Here is a 20,836-nt window from a genome sequence, read left to right on the forward strand (position 1 = left end):
CGGTGTCTATAGAAGGAGGCGACACACCCGATGAGCGGACGGAGAGTGCTGGTAAGCCTCCTGAACTACAACCATAAGGCGTACCTGGAAGAGTGTATCGAGCGGGTCAGGGCACAAACCCACGATGATGTGGAGCTTGTCATCAGCGATAATGCGTCCTCCGACGGCTCCCGGGACGTGATCAAGTCGTACCGGGGCACATATGAGATTGTTCTTCACCCTGAAAACACCGGCTTTTCCGGGGGCCACAACCGGATCATCGCCGGCGGCGGCTTCAATTTTTTCATGACGCTCAACCCGGATCTCTTCATGGAGCCGGATTTCATCGAGCGTAAGGTTGCGGCCTTTGAGGCGGGCCCCAGAATCGGGCTTGTGGCGGGGAAGCTCCTCCGTCTTGACGGAAAGACCATAGACAGTGCGGGAATGGTTCTCTCCCGCACCCGCAAGAACGACGACCGGGGCGGAGGAGAAATGGATCGGGGACAATACGACATCCCGGGATACGTCATGGGAGTCATGGGGTCGGACGGGATGTATTCGAGGGAGATGCTGGAGGATATAAAACAGGGGGATCAGTACTTCGATACCGATTTTTTCGCCTACCGTGAGGAGGTTGACCTGTCGTGGCGGGCGCTTCTTTCGGGCTGGCGATGCCGGTACGAGCCGAGGGCTGTGGCACGACATGTCCATGAATACACTCTGGTCCCCCGGCGCGGGAAAGATCGACGCGCCACCTATCTCCAGTTTCGCAACCGGTATCTCCTGTTGGCAAAGAACGACACTTTGGTCAATCTCGCCCGTCACCTCCCCTTCGTCGTCGGGTATGAGGCGGCGTTGTTCGCATGGGCACTTCTGTTCGAGCGTCACCTCCTGGGCGCCTATGCTGATGCGGCAAGTCTGATGAGGGTCATGCGAGAAAAACGAAAGGTGATATTCTCCCGGGGAAGTCTTGAGCACCGGGAGGTGATGCGGTTTATCAGGAGGCGGTTTGTTCCCGATCAATAACACGGTGACCCTCGAGGGGATCGAGATCGCACGACTGACCCTTGATGGCCTCCTGGATGCTGCGGTGGTCGCCGCGTCCGGAAAGCCGCCCGGAGGAGCGGTTTTTATGTATGCGAACATACATACCATGAACCTTGCCAGGAAGGACCGGACGTATCACGAGATGCTCACCCGGGCTGACCTGGTATACTGTGATGGGGTGGGGGTTGTCCTGGGTGCCCGGGTTGCGGGGCTCTCCATCCCTGGCCGACTGACCGCCGCCGATTTCATCTCCGATCTCGCGTCCCGTTTTACGAAGGAGGACCGCTCCATCTTCGTCTTGGGGGGCGAGCCGGGGGTGGCCGAGCAGGCGGTGGGGGTGCTCGGATCGATGTTTCCCGGACTCCGGGTGACGGGGACCCATCATGGATATTTCGACCGTAAGGGGATGGAGAATGAGGCCGTACTCGAGATGCTCGCCCGAAACAGGCCCGATTGCCTCTTCGTGGGCATGGGCTCCCCCGCCCAGGAGGAATGGGCCCTGTTCCACCGGGACCGCCTCGGGATCCCCCTGATCTGGTGCGTGGGGGCTACCTTCGACTTCGTGGCGGGGAAGGTCAGCCGGGCGCCGTCCTGGATGCGAAAGGTTCACCTGGAGTGGTTCCACAGATTTTTGATGGAGCCGAAGCGGATGTTTTACCGCTACGCGGTGGGCAACCCGTCGTTTCTCTTTCGCATGCTCGGGCTTCGCCTGAAAAGAATGAGAGGGGACGTTTCGTGAAGATAATGATCGCCTATCCCGCCCTTTCCGGCAAGGGAAGCCCCATGCTGACGCAGAACCGGCAGTTTCAGTGGTATCACGAGCCGTCGTATATCTACCCGGTGGTATCGGCGTCCGCCGCCACCATCCTCCAGGCCCGGGGATATCGGGTAATCTGGTATGACGGCATCGCCCGGAAGAAGTCCCCCGACGACTTCTTCCGTATCGTCGGGGAGGAGCGGCCCGACCTGATTGTCATGGAAAGCAAGACGCCGGTCATTCGCCAGCACTGGGATATCGTCGGGAAGATCAAAAATATCGATGAGGACATCAAGACGGCACTGATGGGTGATCATGTGACCGCGCTGCCGGAGGAGACTATGCGGTCGTCCCCCGTCGATTATGCGGTGACCGGCGGCTCCTATGATTTCACCCTCGAAAAGCTTGCGGCGCACATCGACGCCGAAGCCGCGATACCGCCGGGGGTGTGGTATCGGGAGGCGGGCGAGATAAGACAGAGCGGTGAATTCTGCCTGGAGGACGACCTGACGGGAGCCCCCTTTATCGACCGCGTGCTGACACAGGCATGGCTCTACGGGGAAAAATGGAGGCGTCGTACGCCGTTTTTCTATATCATGTCCGGGAGGGACTGTCCCTGGCACCGCTGCACCTTCTGTGCATGGACGACGCTCTATCCGAAATTCACCGTGCGCCCGGTCGAACACGTCCTGGACGAGATCGGTTTTTTGATTTCCGAGCACGGCGCCCGGGAGATTTTCGACGACACCGGAACCTTCCCCGGCGGTGCGTGGCTCGAGAGGTTCTGTCACGGCATGATCGAGAGAGGGTATCACAAAAAAATCCTCTTTTCATGCAACATGCGCTTTGATTATCTGCAAAATCCGGACATCCCCCGACTAATGAAGAGGGCCGGATTCAGAAAGGTGAAGGCGGGCCTCGAAAGCGCAAACCAAAAGACCCTGGACCGTATCGACAAGGGTATAGCCGTCGAACAGATCGTCTCCGGCTGCAGAAACGCCGCCGCCGCGGGGCTCGATGTTCACCTCACGGTCATCGTCGGGTATCCCTGGGAGACCAGGGCCGACGCGATGAATACCCTGAATCTCGCCAAGCGCCTCATGGAGGACGGTTCCGCAGAGATGCTTCAGGCCACAGTCCTGGTGCCCTATCCGGGCACGCCGCTCTTCGAGCTGGGTGTCAGGGAGAATCTCTTTCGCATCCGCCCGGATGAATACGAGCGGTTCGACATGAGCGAGCCGGTCTTCACAACCCTGGACATGGAACCGGAAGAGGTCATGACGATAGCCGGCGGCATTTACAAGTCGTTTTTGTCTCCACGGGTCATACTCAGAAATCTGTTTAAAATCAGATCGCTTCGGGATATTTCCTATATATTCCGGGGCGCCCGGGCGGTCATTGGGCATCTGAGGGATTTTTTAACGCGGAAGCCTGAGAAAACAAAAGGGGAGCGTCATGGATAGGAAAACACGATGGATATTGATTTTATTTGTCGGATTGGTTCTGGCGGGCCTTATGAGAAGCGCTCATCCCGCGGCGGACGCGCCGTTTGACCTGAGCTGGTCCCAGGGGCCCAGCACCGATGCCGCCTACTATCTTGAACCAGCCATATCATTCGTCGAAACGGGAGAGACCCGGAGCATTTCCCGGAACTGGAATGCTCCCGGGTATTATCTCCTGTATGTGCCCGCCGTCTGGCTTTTTGGTTCTTCAAACGCCGTCATTAACCTGACCACCGTCCTAATCGGGCTTATTGGCCTGGTCTTTTTCTTTTTGATCGCCCGCCGCACGGACGACGAGCCGACGGTGATCTTCGCAATGCTTTTTTGGGTGTTCTCCTATTTCTGGATCATGTATACCAGGATTCCCCTGGTCTATACGACGATGATTACCTACATGCTCGCGGCGGTATATCTATGGATGCTGGGCCTCAAGAGACCCCTGTGGTTCATCCCGGCATGGATCATACTGATCGTAGCGATCCTTTGGGTGCGGGTTATAGCCGTGGCCCTCGTTCCCGCCCTGGTGGTGGGGCACGGGGCGGCGCTGTACGGACGGTTCAGGGACAGAAAGCGGATGATTTCGATGGTGTTTGGGGCGGTGGTGCTGCTTGTCGTGGCGGGTGCGCTGGCGGTAATTGCGTCGCTGTATCTTGATTTTGCTCCGGTGCTGATGGCCCTGGGACGGATCAAGGCGCACATGCGTGAGGGATTGACCGGAGACAAGGTGCTTTTTTATCTGTTCAATCTCGGACAGAGCGGGGCCATCTTCCTGTGGCTGCCGGTCGTCTCGCTCATGAGCTACCTCTACCTTCTGATGTTTATGGGCGATCTTATAAAGAAAAAGCTTGATTTCACCGATCCCGATACCGTCGTACGCCTGGTAATTGTGGTCTGGCTGGTATTTGGGGCGCTTTCAACCATCCTTTTTGAATATGCACCGCCGCGATACTTCCTGTTTCTCATGCCGCCGATGTTCTACACTGCGGGGTGCGCCCTTTCCCGACTGTTGAATCCTCCGCCCCGGGTCGAGTACGATTACGGATATTACATCCTGCTGATCGTCTGGATCGTTTTTCTGACATTCAAGCTGCTCTACACAACACTGTTTTACTTCATCAGGAATTTCGATACCTTCGTTATGGGGCTGAGCATGTCCGCGGAGGGGGTCGCTCGTTTTGAACGAATCATCGGATTCTTCAGTTCTTTTTATCTCCTGGCGTCCATATCACTCATTGTGGGGGTTGCCGTGGCCCTGGTGGTCTTCTCCTACCGGCGAAGCGAACGATATAGTGACAGCGGTGTGATTAGAAGAGGCGTGCGGGTGGTGATGGTGGGGATGCTTGTGGTGTTATGTATCGTATATCAGGGATCGATGTATGTCTCATGGCTGGTGCGGCCCCATTACACCATGAGCAGCTTCTCCCGGGAATTGGGAGACATCCTGGCGGAAGATGCGGTTCTGGCGGGCCCCTATGCCCATGTGATGACCCTGGAAAATGACCTGGACGCCGTATACATGACGTTTATTGATCCCGGAGAGTCGTCTCCCTGTGATCGGTTTGAGGCCGCCGGCGTCACGCACCTGATTATCGACGTGAAAAACGGGCTGCCGTATCTGGAGGAGATTTATCCGGAGGTGTTCGAATGTCTGGAATTTGTGGATACGATATATATCAGGGGAAACGGCGTGGATCTCTATCGATATACCGGCGCGGATGAATATGTGCCGACCGATTTCGAAAGGGCCGTGGAGTTGATCCGACAGGAAAGACAAGAAGAGGCGATAACAATTCTCGAGGGTGTGACGGCGGATTATCCCCGGGACACGATCCCCGTGGTGTTTCTGGCCCTGGCGAAACTGCAGATCGGAAATACCGACGAGGCGGGCGAGCTTCTGTTGCATGCCGCCCGTCTGAATCCCGACTACATGAAGGCCTATTTCGGCCTGGCAAGTATTATGGAGATTCGGGGTGATCGACCGGCGGCGTTGGCCTATTATCGCAAGTGCTTGGAACTTTTTCCGGAATCCTTACAGCTTCGAGAGAAAATTCAGGAGTTGAGCGGTGTCAGAGGTGAATAACAACAGGGACATCGTCATCAAGAGACGGGGAGGGGTGTTTTTAACGGCCATACTGGTGTTTCTGGACGCATTGTTTCTCTTCGTCTCGTGGTTGTGTGCGTACTGGCTTCGGATCGCCCTTGCGTACTACTATCCGCTCCAACTCAATCCTTTTTCCGATTATCTCGTCGCCACGCCGATGATGGTTCTCGGCTGGATTATCACGGGCGGCATTTTTGGTCTGTATCACCGGACCGCGAAAATGAGCATTACCAATGAATTCATCATCCTGGTGAAGGTCTTTTTCTTGGGTCTGTTGGTCAGCATGTCCCTTGGATTTCTCCTGAGAGACCTGCATATATCCCGCTCCGTGGTGATCTTCATGGGTATCTTAAGTTTTTTCTTTCTCAGTATTTCACGAATAATCGTTCGTATGGTGGAATCGGTGCTGTGGAAGCGGGGATATGGGGTTCTGAGAACCCTGGTGGTGGGGGCGGGGGAAAGCGGTATACGCACCGTCCAGAAGCTTCAGGATTCCCGGGATGTGGGATATCGGGTTGTTGGATTCGTGGATAACGATCGCTCGAAAATCGGGACAAACGTGGGCGATATCCCGGTACTGGGAAGCGATCAGGATATTCACACCATCATCGATGAGTACCATGTAGACGATGTGTTTTTCGCTCTGCCGAATCTGGATCATCACACCATTCTCAATGTCGTTTCCGCATCCGGCAGGAAGGGTGTGTCGTTTCATATCGTGACCGATGTATTCGACGTCATCTCCGACGCCACCAGAATAGACATGGTGGGGAATTTTCCGGTCGTAAATCTCAAGGGGGAGGGGCCGGGGCGTGGATATGATTTTTTCAAGCGAACGATGGATATTATTCTGGCATCCATCGGCATCGTGATAACCGTCCCGCTGTGGCTTTTCGTTATGGCGCTCACCAAGATCGATTCCCCCGGGCCGATCTTCTTTTCCCAGGAGCGGGTGGGGAGGGACGGCAGACGGTTTTCAATGATAAAGTTTCGAACGATGCGTGTGGACACGCCGACCTATTCCCGCTCGCCCCGAAAGGAACGGGACGACCGGATAACCCGGCTGGGGGGGGTACTTCGCCGGCTCTCCCTGGACGAGTTGCCCCAGCTTATCAATGTCCTGGCGGGAGACATGAGCATCGTCGGACCCCGGCCGGAGATGCCCTTTATCGTTGAAAAGTACCAGGAGTGGGAGAAAAAGCGTCTCTCCGTCAAGCCGGGACTGACCGGTCTGTGGCAGGTTATCGGCCGTCAGGACCTGCCCCTGGAGGAGAACGTGCAATATGATTTTTATTATATAAAGAATCGTTCTCTGATTATGGACATATCCATCATCCTGCGTACCATCCCGGCGTTGCTTTCACGGAGGGGGGCGTACTGACCGTGAACGAAAAACGGGATGCGGCATTCAATACGACGGGATTGCCGGGAAGACGATTACGCGTGCTCACAAGCATCCTGTTGTTGGGTATCGTGGGGTTCATCGCCTGGTTTTTTATCAAGAGACACTGGGGTGAATTCGTTACGCTTGTGGATCTCTCGCCCGGGTATCTTGTGCAAATGAGCATCCTCATCGTGCTTTTTCAAACCGTCCTCGGGGTAAAAATCCGTGCGGCGACCCGGGCATTCGATGTGCACCTCGCCGGGCACCAGTGGTTCGCCGTCGCCCAGATCAACTCGCTGTTGAACTACCTCCCGGTTAGAAGCGGGCCGATCGTCAGCGCCGCCTACTTGAAGAATGTGTTTGATTTTCCCTATACCCGGTATGCTTCGGTGCTGGGCGCCGGTTTTGTGCTGACGGTTATCGTGTTTTCGTCGATGGGATGTCTCGGAATCATCGGCATGGCGATTCTGGGCGAAGCCATGCTCTGGGAGATACTTCCGATATATGCCGTCATGATCGCGGCGCCGTTGGGACTGTTTCTCTGGATGGGGAGAAACCCGGAGAGCATACAGAACCGGCTTCTTGTAAGGTTTCGAGAGGGATGGGCGGTCATCGCGGGAAATGCGATGTGCCTGGGGACCCTCATCGTCGCCGATTGTCTCCTGGTGATGATCGACTCCTATCGTATACTGCTCTCATACCGCACCGTCGGCGTCGATATTCCCTACCTCGCCGGCTGGGCCATGATTCCCCTGGCGAATCTCGCCGGTGTTCTGAGCTTCGTTCCCGGAGGGCTGGGGGTTAAGGAGGGGGTTGTGGGACTGCTGTCTCGAGTGGCGGGGATCGGATTCGAATCGGGTATCTACGCAACCGGCATCGACCGGGTGCTGTTGATGATGTGGCTTGTGATTCTGGGTGTCGCGTCGATGCTGACACTGGTGCTGCGGCATGGAATATTTCATGAAAAATCTTGAAAAAGCGGGGAAATCTGTTATTGTATGCTTATTTGATGTGAAATCATCAGGAGCGGCGGTGTGTCGATGAAGAGGTCTCTTCTCTCTATTGTTGTTGTGGTTTTGCTGGTGGCGCTATTGGTGGCGGCCATCGTGCCGATTCAGCGTCGCCTGGACAGAGAGAAGGTCACATGGGAAAAGCAGGAGGAACTCCTCTATTTACCGTCCGGGAGAGTGCTGCACATCGTGAGTCTCGGATTTGACCAGGTGGTGGCCGATATCATTTTTATTAAGATGATCGAATATTTCGCCACTCACAATGCTACGGATCATACCTACACGTGGCTCTATCACATGGCGGACATCACCACCGACCTGGATCCGTATTTCAAGTTTCCCTATGTTTTTGCGGGACTGCTTTTAAATCTCGAAGCGAACCAGTTTGACAATGCCCGCCTGATACTGGAAAAGGGGATGACCGTCTATCCGGACGACTGGTATTTTCCCTTCCTTTTGGGACTCAATTATTTCTTCCATGACGGGGACCTCAACGAAGCAGCGAAATATTTCGAGCGTTCGAACCGGCTCGAGGGATCTCCGGAATACTTGGCGAAACTGACCAGTAAATTGAGAGAATATGGACAGACACGGGAAACAACCCTTGAATTTATGTACTTTCTCTATAATTCATTCACCATTCCGGAGATAAAAGCCATTCTTGCGCAAAGAATTATGGAGCTTGAGAGCGAGGGCACACATGACTGAGAATGCGGTATATCTGAGAGGCGTTCAGAAGTCCTTTCGTACCGGTTTTTTTATAAAGAAAACGCAGGCCCTCTCGAGTGTGAGCCTGGAAATAAAAAAAGGGGAGGTGTTCGGATATCTGGGTCCGAACGGATCGGGGAAGACCACCACCCTCAAGCTGATCATGGGAATCATCTTTCCGGATAAGGGGATCATCAGGGTGATGAACAGACCCCCGGGGGATATTGTCGTCAAGGAAAGCATCGGTTTTTTGCCGGAAAGTCCCTATTTCTATGAATATCTCACCGCCAGGGAATTTCTTGATTTTTACGCCCGACTGTTCGCACTCTCTTCTCGTGTAAGGAATGAGCGGATCGGCTATCTCCTCAAGCTGGTGGGCTTGGAAAAAAAATCGGATATCGCGTTGCGGCTGTATTCCAAAGGAATGCTCCAACGCGTCGGCCTCGCTCAGGCCCTCATCAATGATCCTGATCTGATTATACTTGACGAGCCGATGGCGGGGCTGGATCCCCTGGGCCGGGCGGAGTTCAAGCAGATTATCCACAGCCTCAAGAGCCGGGGCAAGACGATTATCTTCTCCTCCCACATCCTTCCGGACGTGGAGGCGCTTGCCGATCGGGTCGGCATCATTATCAACGGAAGCATCAGGGATGTGGGGAAACTCGATGAGCTGCTCGGGAAACGGGTGAAGTCGATGGAGATAACGGTTCGCGGCGGTGACAAGACGATGGTGGATCAATTGAGCGAGTATGCGGCGCTGAAGCGCTCCGTGGACGACAGGTACCTGTTTACGGTAAAGAAGACTGATGATGTCAATAAGGTCATTGATATTGTTCGCTGGTTCAATGCGAGGATCGAGACGGTGGAGCCGATCAGGGTGAACCTGGAGGAGCTCTTCATCAGTGAAATCAAGAAGGATGTGTCGTCATGATGAAATTCATCACAAAGGTCTGGGTGATCGGTGAAAACACGTTCAAAGAGGCCATCCGGGACAGGATCCTCTACAGCATCGTCTTTTTCGCCGTACTGATCCTGATTGTCTCCACGGTGCTGGATGTCGTCACGATCGGCCAGAGGACGAAGATCATCAAGGACGTGGGATTGGCGTCCATCTCGCTGTTCGGCGCCCTGATCGCCATTTTCGTCGGGATCGGCCTGGTGTATAAGGAGCTGGATAAAAGGACGATCTATACCATCGTTTCAAAGCCGGTCACACGACTGCAATTCCTGCTGGGCAAATACCTGGGCCTGGTCTTTACGATTTTCGTGGAAGTGGCGGCGATGTCACTGATTTTCTGTCTCATCGTTTTCTCACAGAACGGGGGTGTGGATCTGCTGCTTATTGAGGCCATTGTGCTGACATTTCTCGAGCTGATGATCGTCTGCGCCGTGGCGATATTTTTCTCTTCATTCACAACGCCCATCCTCAGCGGTATGTTCACCCTCGGAGTCTATATTATCGGGCATCTGACCTATGACCTGTATGAGTTTAGTCATAATTTCAGCGGAACGGCGCTTGAAAAAATATTGAAAATCCTCTATTACGTTTTTCCGAACCTGGATAACTTCAACATCCGCAGTAACGCGGTTCACGGATTGCCGGTAAGCGGGGACTTTCTGCTGTTTTCGATTACGTACGGCCTTTTGTATATCATTCTGCTGTTTGCTATTTCTTCCTTTATCTTTAACAGGAAGGATTTTAAATAAATGAGTGAATCAACCGAATCGTTGAGAATTTCCCGTTTTCTCATGTTCGTTGTCGTGCTGTTGGCCATGGTGCTCGGCAGGGTATACGTGGGATCCGTTGTTGAGTACAACCGTGCAGTGGACGCGGCCCGAGCGAGCGATGAGATATCGGCCATTATTCACCACGGCAGGGCCATCAAGTGGTATGCGCCCCTGAATCCCTGGGTGAGGGGTTCCGCCGAAGCCCTCTGGGACATCGGGGAATCCGCGGCGAAGCGGGGGGATATGAAAACGGCGATATTCGCCATTGAAACCCTCAGGAGTTCTCTCAATGCCGCACGAGGGCCGTTTACGCCCATGACCGAGTGGATTGATCGCTCCAACCTGTGGCTCGCGGATCACATCGCTCAGGAATATCCGAACATGACCGAGGAAGAGGTCATGGATACACTCACACGGCCCACGGGCCCGCATCGGGGCTGGTCGGTTTTGGTGGGAGTCGGTTTCGTCGGCTGGATCCTGGCGCTGTTTCTTTTTATCTTCAGCGCGTTTCCCATCTATGATGAAAAGGGGAACAAAAAGAAAGCGGTTTTTGCATGTGTCGCCGCAATCGTGTTCTATTTGATATGGATCGTCGGATTATATCTGGCCTGAGAGGGCGGTATCTCTCGGGCAGTATGAATGCCCCGTTCATATGGCCGCCCGTATATTCGGGGGGAGCTGCGGCTCTTCCACACGCCTGTATATACATGCCCTGTCGGCCCGGCCTTTCATGCCGGGCCGAAAACAATCTGGATTGTTGATGGATATATATTTATTCATACAGATCGCGACCTTCTTTTTCGGGCTGATCATCGGCAGCTTCCTGAACGTATGCATCTACAGGCTTCCCCGGGAACAATCGATCGTCCATCCCGGATCATGCTGTCCCGAGTGTAAGGAGCCGATACGCTGGTATGACAATATCCCTCTGATCAGCTTTATTGCGCTCAGGGGAAAATGCCGCGGCTGCGCGCGCCCCATATCATGGCGATACCCGATTGTGGAGCTGCTGACGGGGCTTGTGTGCACGGGACTCTTTTATCTCTACGGCCCTTCCGTCCCTTTCGTCATATATTTTATTCTGAGCGCTTCGCTCATCGTGGTAACGATGATTGATGTCGATTTTCAGATCATACCCAACGTCATTTCGATCCCAGGGATTCTCATCGGATTCGCCCTGTCGTTTCTTAATCCGGAGATTTCGTGGAAGGAATCGGCCCTGGGCATTCTCGTCGGCGGGGGATTTTTGGCACTGACCGCCCTCGGTTATTACCTGTGGACAAAGGAAGAGGGCATGGGGATGGGGGACGTGAAGCTTTTGGCGATGATCGGGGCGTTTCTGGGGATCGGCGGCGTCTTTTTTACCATTCTCCTGGGGAGTATTGTGGGATCCATCTGTGGAATTTTTATGCACATGAGGCATTCAGGCGACGAGAAGATGAAAATTCCCTTCGGCCCGTTTCTCTCCCTGGGAGCGGTTTGTTTCATATTTTTCGGAAGAACCCTCATGGACATGTATCTCGGGATGTTTGTGCCATGAAAACCAGTTGGTACCGTTGGGGAAAATGTCTTGACCGGGCATACGTGAGAAGTTACAATGAATCGTTCAGACGATATACCTCATGACGGCATAACGGATGTTCCGGGGATTCTGGTCGGACACGCCCAGAACTATGATGCCATGACCGGCGTGTCGGTGGTGATGACCGAAACCGGCGCAGTGGGGGGGATAGACATTCGAGGAACCGCCGCCGGAACTCGACAGGTGGACTCCCTCTCTCCACTGCATGTGGCCAATACCGTTCATGCCGTTACCCTATCCGGCGGCAGTGCGTTCGGGCTCTCCGCATCAGGAGGTGTGCTTCGCTATCTTGAAGAGCGGGGTGTGGGTCTTGACGTCTTTTATGCCCGCGTTCCCGTTGTGCCGTCGGCGATTATTTTTGACCTGGGGATAGGTAATCCGGCGGTTAGGCCCGACGAGGAGATGGGATACCGGGCGGCACAGAGCGCGTCGGCGGATGGGTTTTCTCAGGGGAGTGTGGGTGCTGGGTGCGGCGCATCCGTCGGGAAGCTGTTCGGCACGGGATGGGCGATGAAGGGAGGTCTGGGAACCGCCAGCGAATCGATCGACGGTGTTATCGTGGGGGTTCTGGTGGTGGTAAACGCCTTCGGTGATATCCTGGACTGGGAGACAGGATCGATTCTCGCGGGGACCCGGGATCCCGAACATCCCGAAAACCTGATCGATACCGCACAGAAGATTCGCCTCGGATTTGATCGGGCCATGCCCCCCGGCCAGAACACCACCCTTGCCGTGGTGGCGACCAATGTGGAACTGCCCAAGAGCGGGGTCATTAAGCTTGCGCAAATGGCGCAGTCGTCTTTGGCCCGGGTGATATCCCCCATACACTCCACATTTGATGGGGATGTCGTATTCGCCCTGTCGGTGCGGAACCCGGACGGATTGAAAGACGATTCGGTCAAAGCGGGAATAAACACCCTGGCGCTGCTCGGCGAACGAGCACTGTTTCGAGCGGTAAAGCGGGCGATTGTTCATGCGGACGGCAGGGGAGTAGTTCCGTCATATCAGGATATGCAAACGTAGCTATGCTGGAAGACAGGAAAAATGCCTTAATCGGCGCACTGAAGGATGAGGACGCCGAGGTTCGAAAACGCGCATCAGACGCCCTGCTGAAGCTTGAGGCGCTCTCCGAGCTGGGCGATGTCCTCAAGGCATACAAGGACTCGTCCAAGCAGGAGAAGCTTCGCTATATCTATTCTCTTTCAAAGATGAAACACGAGAAGGCCCTGGTGCCCCTCCTGTATTCCCTCAGGGACCCCGATGAGGAAATACGCGTCAGCGCGATACGGGCGATCGGGGATATGGGAAAGAACAAGGGAGTGCCGGCCCTGCTGCAGATGCTCAAAGATACCAGCATAGTGGCGAAAATTCAGGCGGTGGAGTCATTGGGGAAGATAGGCGATAAATCCGTGGCGGGTTTTTTGGTCAAGATGCTTCCTTCACGAAACGCCGAGCTCGATGAAGCCATCGTGACGGCTCTGGGCACATTTCGCCTGAAGGCAACCGAGCCGCTGCTGATTAAGATGCTGGAGAGTAAATTTCCGAACGTCCGTCGGGCCGCCGCGTGGGCGTTGGGAGAGCTTGATATCTGACAGGCGGTACAAGATTGTAGGTCTATACAGAACGCCGCGGGATCATATCCCGCGGCGTTTTTTTGTTTCTTCACTCCCGGTCCCCCGGATGTTTCGCATTACGACTCCAGTATCCGGTTGAGGTCAAGGTTCCTCGCGATGGGGTCCACTTCGTCGATAATATTGCGAAAGGGCTTGCCGGTTTCCATATCCTTTTCGTTGAGATCCACTTCCTTTGGCTCGTTCAGCATCTGCCCCGCTCTGTCGAGGAAGATTTTTACCATCGGCGCCTCCTTCTTGGAGCCGTACCGTGTGACGTAGCCGATTTCATTGGTGTCGAGCCGGACGGTTGTGCCGATCGGATAGCCGCCCATCATCTTTTCAAAAGATGCGAGCATGTTCCTGTCGAATTCACTTGTTTCCCTGGACATCTGCCGCATCAGCTTAATGGCGCCCGTGCAGGAAAGCGGTTCCTGATACGGCCTGATGGTCGTGGCGGCGTCATAGGTGTCCGCAATGGCGACGATTTGGCTTTGGGTTAAAGGTTCCCTGCCCGGATCATATTGAGGGTATCCCTTGCCGTTGGGCCGCATGTGATGCTCCAGCACTATCCTGATCGTTTTTTCCGATAATCCTTCCTGTTCCTTGAGGAGGTCCGCTCCCAGTTGTGGGTGCTGCCTCATCAATTCCCATTCCTCCTCGTTCAGCTTGCCCGGTTTCTGCAGGACTTCCAGGGAGGTTTTGATCTTGCCTATATCATGAAGCAGCCCCGCCATTCCGATATCGGTGAGTTCATCTTCTCCGTAGTTCAGCTCCTCCGCCAGTGAAATCGACAGGATACAGACGTTTACCGAGTGGGAGAACAGATAGTCATCGAAGTTTTTTATCATCGATAGAGAAAGCAGGATGTTTTTATCGACCAGAATGGAATTGATCATTCCCTTGACCGATCGCTTGCTCTCAAAGATGTTGACCACATTGTCATGTTGTACATCATCGAGCACCCTGCTAATGGAGCCGATGGCATCGAAATATGCTTCTTTCGCCCGCTGATTGAAGTTTACATCCTTAATAAGGATATTTTTTACGCGGTTTTGTTCGAGAAGAAGGGTCAGGTTTTCGGAGGTGAGGGTTTGTTTGTCACCCCTGAGGATATTCAGAAAGGGAACGAGCTCTTCCTGTTTCAATTTTGACTTGATGATAATCAGCTCTATCCCCCGCTGTTGCATCATTTTGACGAAGGATTGTATGGCGACATCGCTTTCATATACCGGTATCCCATCCAGAATCGGGATGTTTCGTGTGACCGCGATGACGATGCGATCCTTGTCATCGATGAGTGCTTGGATAATGCTAAACAGATCATCCAGAGACTTTGAGACCGATGGGTGATTGGGTGAATAAAGCTTCAGGCTGGAGATGGCGGCGTTAAGGATCTTCATCGCTCTGATGAAGCTTTGCTTTCGCTGTTTCTCATCCTGTAATGTGCTCATGATTATATCCCAAACTGGCCAGGCAGCTTTCCGCGGCACGTCTGATGATTCTGTCTCTCTTTTGTACCGCAGAGATGAGATAGGCGACGGCTTCTTCACCGCCGATTCGCCCCAGCGCCTTTGCCGCGGAGATTCTGAGGTCTTCGTTTCTGAGTCCCCCCAGAAATTCAGCTTTCAGAAGAATTTTTCCCAGAGCGTCGATCGCTTCAGTGGACTTCAGGCGCCCCAGGTTGTTGATGGCTTCTTTTCGTAATTCATAATTGCGATACAGGATATCCCGCTTTTTGGCGATGTCCACCAGCGGTGCTGTGGCCATTGTGTCTCCCAGAACTCCCAGGGCGTTGATAATGATGATCGCCTGTTGCGGTTCGGCGTCCTCAAGCAGCTTGAGAAGGAAAACAATAACCTGCTTCCCGCCGATTTTCGTGAGGGCGTGAATCACCTCACGCTGAATCCTGACGTCATCGTGGTTAATGATACGCATGAGTGGTCCCAGGGAGCGCTCGTTTCCGATGTGTCCCAGAATCGAGACCATGTTTCTGACGACGTACCAGCGATCATCGGAAAGGTAGGATTCTACAGGGCCTCGGGAATGTTCACCGAAGCCGACGATTATCTGTATGAGATTCCGTCTCTCTGATGCGCTGTCACTTACTATGAGTTTTTCAATGGTCGGCTCAATGGCGTCTTCACCGATAATTTTAATCAGGGCGCTGTATTCAGCCTTGTTGACATCACCTTTGTTGCAGTAGGTATCAATGGCGGAACTGATGACATCGGTGGTGACGGATCGTTTGATCGCCTTGATACTGAGAACCTGTAACTCCCGGGGGCGCTTCTTTTTCGGAAGCACTTCCCTTGTTATACCGATGAGTATGGTAAGCAGTTCGCCTGTTCGTGTCTCTTCCGCCAGTTTTTCCGAGAGCTTTACCAGGTTGAGCAGTATCTTGCGATACTTTTTCAGGTCTCTTTCCTGCGAGAGGGCGGTGAGGTACAGGTCGATTTCCTTGTGGAGTTCCTCTTTTTCCTCTTCCTGGATATCAGGTAATTTTTCCTCCTCTTCCTGTACTTCCTCCTCCGGGACGGGCTCAGGCGCTTGCTCTCCCTCCTCAAGGGTATCGTCGTTTCCCTCTTCCTTGTTCTTCAAGAGGGTGTCGTAGTCGGCTTCCTTGACGGCAATACTCTTCAGGTTGTTGTTTACGAAGAGAGTTTGAGCGCCGCCTTCGTTCCTGAAATCCCTGCTGTTCATGTTGAGGAGATCGACGAAAATCTCCATCTCACTGATGGTGAGGTCGTGCTTGAAGGTCAATTCACTGATATTTTTTAGAGTGAGCTCTTGAAAGAGCTTTTCTTGTATCTCGGCGTCTCCGCCTATGGGAATGTCGTTGTATTTCAGGTTTTTCTTGCCGACCGTGAGACGAAATTCGTTTTCCTCATCTAAAAAAGAGCGGAAAACATGGTAGGTATTCACCAGTATGTTTTTTCTGGTGGGGTGTCCGGGTGGATACATAAAACCGCTGCGCTGCGCCTTCATCAGTTCAACCAGTAGCGCTTCAACATGCGGATTGTGAGGAGTTGTGTTATCAACTACCATTGGGCCTGCTTGTATAGAGTAACAGGTGGAAAGTATAAGATCGGTATTTTTATATAACGCCTTTCTTCGATTTTTTATCGTATATCAGTACCCGTCAGGCGCTTCGTTCAATGATATAATCGGCTATGCCTATCAGGGCCTGTTTCTCTTCCGAATCCATGAGATACGAAAGTTCTTTTTTTGCGTCATCCACGTAATGAGCGGCCCTCTTAAGGGAAAAATCAATCCCGCCGTTTTTACGGACCAACCGGGCGATTTCCCTGAATTCGTCGTCTGAAAGGGTGTTCGCGTAAAACAACCCGGTCACATACGCGCGCTCCTCATCGTTCATCCTGCTCAGGGCGTATATCAACGGAAGCGTCGGTTTTCGTTCGGTAAAATCGATTCCGACCGGTTTCCCAAGATCGCTCGACCTGGAGACATAATCGAGAACGTCGTCGACGATCTGAAACGCCATTCCCAGTCCCTCGCCGAAGCGGACGATTCTTTCTTCGTCCTCCTCGGTTGCATCGCCGAGGATGGTCCCGATACGACATGCGGCCGAAATCAATATGGCGGTTTTGTTATAAATGACCTTCAGATACTCTTGTTCGCTAATGTCTATTCTATCCCCAAGACTGATCTGGAACATCTCTCCTTCCGACATCTTCTTGGTGGTTTCCGATACGATCTGAAGAATCCTGAGACTGCCGGAATCCACCATGATGGAAAAGGCCTGAGAGATCAGAAAATCGCCCACAAGAATACTCGCCTCGTTCCCCCACAGTCGGTTGACCGACTGCACACCCCGACGCATGTCGGCTTTATCCACCACGTCGTCATGAAGCAGTGTGGCCGCGTGTATCAGTTCAATTACCCCCGCAAGGGGAAGATACTGGTGGCGATCACCGTGAAAGAGGCGCGCGCATAATATCAACAGCGACGGGCGAAAGCGCTTCCCGCCGGAGGAGAAGAGATGACGGCCGATTTTTGGAATCAACGTGACATCCGATGCGAGATTGTCTGCCAGTTCCGACTCCAGGGCCTTCAGATCATCTTCTATAACTGAAAATGTTTCTGTCATGAGCGGGTGTTAGAAGGGGATATCGTCGTCGTCGGGTGGACCCGGAGTGCCGGACGGTGGTCCGCTTCTTCTGTCCTGGTTGTAATAATCATTTGAGTCCGAATAACCATCCGACGGCCGTGCCCCCGGGCCGCTTCCGCTCAGCATGACCATCTCCCTGGCGACGATCTCCGTGGTATATCGCTTGTTGCCGTCCCGGTCGTCCCACGACCGTGTCTGTATTCTCCCCTCTATGTAAACCTGCTTGCCCTTGGAAAGGTATTCTCCGCAGATTTCTCCCAGTTTGCCCCATGCCACAACCCGGTGCCATTCGGTGCGTTCCTGCTTTTCGCCGGAGGAGCGATCGGTCCATCGTTCGTTTGTGGCGATGTTGAACGTCGTGACGGCCGTGCCGTTGGCCGTGTATCGCACCTCTGGGTCCGCCCCCAAATTTCCAACCAGGATGGCTTTGTTTACTCCGCTCACGGTCTATCCAATACTATGTATGCAGAAAAAAATGAATTGATTGGTCTTATATAAATCGATCAACGGCCTATACACAATCGGACACAAACTGACTCACCCCCGTGGGGTGATGTAACAGCTGTATAGCCCGGTGCTCGTTTCTTTTTCCCACCGAAACCGGTCCATATAAGTAAAATTTATTGTATCATGTACGATATCCAAGTCAAGTTTTTAAAACGCACAAAAGCCCATCACGCTTGACAGGTAGTGCCGCATTGCCTATAATTATTTAAATGAACAATTCATCAATATCGGATGCCCGTTGGGACACGCTGACGACAAATGACGCGGCGGTTTTTGATCTTGTATCCGCCCTGAGTCGGATATACTCCCTTTCCATTTCGCCGATAACCGCCTCTCTCCTGGTGAACCGAGGATTTAACGATCCCGATAATGTATATCGGTTCCTTTACCCCGATCTCTCCCATATGCCCGATCCCTTTCTGATGGTGGATATGGATCGAGCGGTTTCCGGAGTGATGGATGCCGTCGTGTCCGGAAAACGCATATGGGTATACGGCGATTACGACGTGGACGGCATTACGTCGGTGTCCATTATTGTCCTCTTTTTCCGCTCCCTGGGTGTCGACGTTTCGTATTACATCCCGGACCGCGTGTCCGAGGGATACGGCTTGAATGAAGACGCCGTCAGGCATATCGCCGGTCGGGGGGCCGAACTCATCATCACCGTCGACTGCGGCATATCGAATCACCGGGAAATCGAACTAGCCAAAAACCTCGGGATTTCGGTCGTTGTGACCGATCATCACGAAGTTCCCGATGTACTCCCCGACGCCCTGGCGGTGCTGGACCCGAAACGGCCCGATTGCCGATTTCCCCACGACAACCTCGCCGGCGTGGGCATCGCATATAACCTGCTGGTCGCCCTGAGGATGCGCATGAGGGACGAGGGGACGTTTGATGATCTCCCGAACCTGAAACGCTATCTTGACCTGGTGGCCCTGGGAACGGTGGCGGATATTGTTCCCCTGGTAGGGGAAAACCGTCTCTTTGTGAAATACGGGTTGATGGAGCTCAATGAGACCGACAGGCCCGGAATCGTGGCACTGAAGGAGATCGCGGGGATAAAGGATGTGGGGACCACGGAAATCAGCTTTCGTATTGCGCCCCGGATTAACGCATCGGGCCGGGTCGGCAGCGCCGACCAGAGCGTCCGTCTTATGACAACCGAAGACCCGGCCGAAGCCCTCGCCATCGCCCGTGATCTGGATCGTGATAACCGAACGCGCCAGGAAATGGAGGAGCAGGTGCTCCGCCAGGCTCTGGAGGCTATAGACCATGAAACGCTCGATGGACACTGCTCCATCGTGCTGGCGTCGGAACAGTGGCATCCGGGAGTTGTGGGGATCGTCGCGTCCCGTCTGGTCGATCGATTCTACCGACCCATTATCATGATGTCTCTCTCCGACGGAATCGCCAAGGGATCGGCCCGCAGCATTCACGGGTTTCATCTCTATCAGGGGCTGACGAAGCTGGAAGAGCTCCTCATCGGATTCGGGGGACATCAATACGCCGCGGGATTGTCCATGGAAAAGGGGAATATCTCGGAATTTCGGGACAGATTTGACGCGGTTGTTCGGGAGATGACCTGTGACGAGGATTTCATCCCCACCGTGAAGATCGATGCTGAGATCGTTCTCTCCGATATCCACAAACGAAACCTACTGCACGAAATCAAGCTGATGATGCCCTTCGGCGCGGGAAATCCGGAACCGCAGTTCCTCACCCGGTGCCTCATGGTAAAGGAGGCCCGGATCGTGGGGAGAAATCACCTGAGAATGGTGTTCAAGGATGACAAGATGAACTGGGACGCCATCGCCTTCGGACAGGGCCGGCTTCTCAATAATCCCATTGATACCGTGGACGCGGTTTTCGCCATTCGCGAAAACCGATGGAACCGAAGCGGCTCCTGCGAGTTGCATATAAAGGATATTCGTGTGGAATAGGTCGGGGCCGGAGTCTGCCTTTTGTGTTATGCTCCGACGCTGGCCAGCGCTCGAGTCCGGTCGATGAAATCGTTCCTGACCAGGTATTCAAGGGTGTCCCCGGAAAGGATCATTCGATTCTGGTCGGTGCGGGCCGCCCGTGTTCCCGCCTCTAAAAACGCATTAATCGCCTGATGTCTATCACCCAGCGCATGATACATGATTCCCCGCATCTGGCATTTCGCCGCATACACCGCCTCCCGAACGGGACCGTCCGGCGCCTGATATACGGACAGCCCTCGGCGGTAGAGGGGCAGGGGGTTGAGCCCCCTGGCGTTTTCGGCTTTCCCCAGCAGGAACCACGCCCGGACGTCCCGGTTTCCTTCCGGTATCGATTCGATGTGCCGCAGGCTCTCTTCCAGTCGATGCGTGTTCATCAGGCACAGCGCCAGATCGAATACGATGTCGATACGCCCGGGATTCCCGGAAAGCGAGGCTTCGAAGTGCCGGGAGGCCTCGGCAAAGCGACCCCGCTCCATTTCAATGAATCCAACGGCGTCGTGGGCGATCGCGTTGTCAGGATCACGGGCGATGATCCTGTTGAAATATTCTATGCTCTCGTTCGTGCGTCCCAGCTCATACAGGAGCAACCCTGCGTGTCCCCAGGCGGGGGGATTGTCAGGCTCATGCTCCAGCATTTTCATGAAATAGTCCAATGAGCGCTGAAAAAACGCCATGCGGTGGGCGTACTCGTCCGTTGTGCAAAAGCTGTGCGGTGGTTCGGTGATTTTCGAAATGGTCATAACGTCATATATGCAAAAGTGCCGTTCCCATGAAGCGATAATTGTATATCGTATATGCTCGAGT

The 20,836-nt window shown here is 53.8% G+C and carries 19 protein-coding genes; 14 read left to right on the top strand and 5 right to left on the bottom strand.

What is annotated here, in order from left to right; genetic code table 11:
* The first annotated feature begins 30 nt into the window (after positions 1-30).
* The 13 genes from JW885_04415 to JW885_04475 all read left to right on the top strand — a co-directional run bounded on the left by JW885_04415 (position 31) and on the right by JW885_04475 (position 13,390).
* Entirely contained in the window at positions 31-1,005 is a 975-nt protein-coding gene (locus tag JW885_04415) for a glycosyltransferase family 2 protein (protein MBN1881396.1), read from the top strand.
* On the top strand, positions 989-1,765 hold the full coding sequence (locus JW885_04420; GenBank protein ID MBN1881397.1) for a WecB/TagA/CpsF family glycosyltransferase: 777 nt from the start codon (positions 989-991) through the stop codon (positions 1,763-1,765). Before JW885_04415 ends, JW885_04420 begins: the two co-directional genes overlap by 17 nt.
* Positions 1,762-3,246, top strand: coding sequence for a B12-binding domain-containing radical SAM protein (locus tag JW885_04425; GenBank protein ID MBN1881398.1), 1,485 nt, complete (start codon positions 1,762-1,764; stop codon positions 3,244-3,246). The genes JW885_04420 and JW885_04425 overlap by 4 nt, the downstream gene beginning before the upstream one ends.
* On the top strand, positions 3,239-5,365 hold the full coding sequence (locus JW885_04430) for a glycosyltransferase family 39 protein (GenBank protein MBN1881399.1): 2,127 nt from the start codon (positions 3,239-3,241) through the stop codon (positions 5,363-5,365). Before JW885_04425 ends, JW885_04430 begins: the two co-directional genes overlap by 8 nt.
* Positions 5,349-6,767 carry a sugar transferase gene (locus JW885_04435; protein ID MBN1881400.1) on the top strand — a complete coding sequence of 473 codons (1,419 nt, stop codon included), beginning with the start codon at positions 5,349-5,351 and terminating at the stop codon, positions 6,765-6,767. The genes JW885_04430 and JW885_04435 overlap by 17 nt, the downstream gene beginning before the upstream one ends.
* 2 nt (positions 6,768-6,769) lie before the next feature.
* A complete protein-coding gene (locus tag JW885_04440; GenBank protein ID MBN1881401.1) occupies positions 6,770-7,744 on the top strand; it encodes a flippase-like domain-containing protein in 975 nt (324 codons plus the stop codon).
* Positions 7,745-7,810: 66 nt separating this feature from the next.
* Positions 7,811-8,488 (top strand): hypothetical protein, encoded by a 678-nt coding sequence (locus JW885_04445; GenBank protein ID MBN1881402.1) that lies wholly within the window; start codon positions 7,811-7,813, stop codon positions 8,486-8,488.
* A complete protein-coding gene (locus tag JW885_04450; GenBank protein ID MBN1881403.1) occupies positions 8,481-9,419 on the top strand; it encodes an ABC transporter ATP-binding protein in 939 nt (312 codons plus the stop codon). The genes JW885_04445 and JW885_04450 overlap by 8 nt, the downstream gene beginning before the upstream one ends.
* Positions 9,416-10,195 (top strand): ABC transporter permease, encoded by a 780-nt coding sequence (locus JW885_04455; GenBank protein ID MBN1881404.1) that lies wholly within the window; start codon positions 9,416-9,418, stop codon positions 10,193-10,195. The genes JW885_04450 and JW885_04455 overlap by 4 nt, the downstream gene beginning before the upstream one ends.
* The gene (locus tag JW885_04460) at positions 10,196-10,828 is read left to right on the top strand and encodes a hypothetical protein (protein MBN1881405.1); all 633 of its coding nucleotides are present in this window, start codon (positions 10,196-10,198) and stop codon (positions 10,826-10,828) included.
* A 148-nt stretch (positions 10,829-10,976) separates the two neighbouring features.
* On the top strand, positions 10,977-11,756 hold the full coding sequence (locus JW885_04465) for a prepilin peptidase (protein MBN1881406.1): 780 nt from the start codon (positions 10,977-10,979) through the stop codon (positions 11,754-11,756).
* Positions 11,757-11,813: 57 nt separating this feature from the next.
* The gene (locus JW885_04470) at positions 11,814-12,821 is read left to right on the top strand and encodes a P1 family peptidase (protein ID MBN1881407.1); all 1,008 of its coding nucleotides are present in this window, start codon (positions 11,814-11,816) and stop codon (positions 12,819-12,821) included.
* 2 nt (positions 12,822-12,823) lie between these two features.
* The gene (locus JW885_04475; GenBank protein MBN1881408.1) at positions 12,824-13,390 is read left to right on the top strand and encodes a HEAT repeat domain-containing protein; all 567 of its coding nucleotides are present in this window, start codon (positions 12,824-12,826) and stop codon (positions 13,388-13,390) included.
* 98 nt (positions 13,391-13,488) lie between these two features.
* Here JW885_04475 and JW885_04480 read toward each other — a convergent pair whose 3' ends face one another.
* The 4 genes from JW885_04480 to ssb form a co-directional block, all read right to left on the bottom strand.
* A complete protein-coding gene (locus tag JW885_04480) occupies positions 13,489-14,862 on the bottom strand; it encodes an HD domain-containing protein (GenBank protein ID MBN1881409.1) in 1,374 nt (457 codons plus the stop codon).
* The gene (locus JW885_04485) at positions 14,843-16,456 is read right to left on the bottom strand and encodes a HEAT repeat domain-containing protein (GenBank protein MBN1881410.1); all 1,614 of its coding nucleotides are present in this window, start codon (positions 16,454-16,456) and stop codon (positions 14,843-14,845) included. The genes JW885_04480 and JW885_04485 overlap by 20 nt, the downstream gene beginning before the upstream one ends.
* A gap of 94 nt (positions 16,457-16,550) precedes the next feature.
* Positions 16,551-17,519: a polyprenyl synthetase family protein gene (locus tag JW885_04490; protein ID MBN1881411.1), complete on the bottom strand. Its 969-nt coding sequence runs from the start codon at positions 17,517-17,519 to the stop codon at positions 16,551-16,553.
* A 9-nt stretch (positions 17,520-17,528) separates the two neighbouring features.
* The gene (gene ssb / locus JW885_04495) at positions 17,529-17,984 is read right to left on the bottom strand and encodes a single-stranded DNA-binding protein (GenBank protein ID MBN1881412.1); all 456 of its coding nucleotides are present in this window, start codon (positions 17,982-17,984) and stop codon (positions 17,529-17,531) included.
* Positions 17,985-18,256: 272 nt separating this feature from the next.
* On the opposite strand from ssb, the gene recJ reads away from it, so the two are divergent.
* Positions 18,257-19,990 carry a single-stranded-DNA-specific exonuclease RecJ gene (recJ, locus tag JW885_04500; protein MBN1881413.1) on the top strand — a complete coding sequence of 578 codons (1,734 nt, stop codon included), beginning with the start codon at positions 18,257-18,259 and terminating at the stop codon, positions 19,988-19,990.
* Positions 19,991-20,016: 26 nt separating this feature from the next.
* Here recJ and JW885_04505 read toward each other — a convergent pair whose 3' ends face one another.
* Positions 20,017-20,772: a tetratricopeptide repeat protein gene (locus JW885_04505; GenBank protein MBN1881414.1), complete on the bottom strand. Its 756-nt coding sequence runs from the start codon at positions 20,770-20,772 to the stop codon at positions 20,017-20,019.
* Positions 20,773-20,836: the final 64 nt, after the last annotated feature.

The organism is Candidatus Zymogenaceae bacterium, from assembly GCA_016931225.1.
Classification (GTDB): domain Bacteria; phylum Desulfobacterota; class Zymogenia; order Zymogenales; family Zymogenaceae; genus JAFGFE01.